Raw genomic sequence first — 418 nt, 5'->3', positions numbered from 1 at the left:
GACCGCAGCGATGCGACCGGGCATGCGCTGCGCACAAATCAAGGCGTACGCATCGCTGACAACCAGAACACCTTGAAGGCAGGTGATCGCGGGCCTTCGCTGCTTGAAGACTTCATCATGCGCGAGAAGATCACCCACTTTGACCATGAGCGGATCCCCGAGCGCATCGTGCACGCCCGCGGTACCGGGGCCCACGGGTTCTTCCAGAGCTATGGCAACCACGCGGAGCTGACCAAGGCCGGCTTCCTGCAGGACCCGGAAAAGATCACCCCGGTTTTCGTGCGCTTTTCCACGGTGCAGGGCCCACGCGGTTCTGGCGACACGGTGCGCGATGTGCGGGGCTTTGCCGTCAAGTTTTACACCGACGAAGGCAATTTCGACCTGGTCGGCAACAACATGCCAGTGTTTTTCATCCAGG

General features: G+C 61.0%; 1 protein-coding gene. It reads left to right on the top strand.

Features of this window, described 5'->3' with window-relative positions; translation table 11 throughout:
- Positions 1 to 418, top strand: a 418-nt coding sequence (locus tag EOE48_RS28965; RefSeq protein ID WP_127734250.1) for a catalase, incomplete at both ends; no start/stop codon positions are given.

Origin of the sequence: Methylobacterium oryzihabitans, from assembly GCF_004004555.2 — a bacterium.
GTDB lineage: Bacteria > Pseudomonadota > Alphaproteobacteria > Rhizobiales > Beijerinckiaceae > Methylobacterium > Methylobacterium oryzihabitans.
Note: the sequence above shows the minus strand (reverse complement) of the source record. Positions and strands in the feature narration are given on the sequence as shown.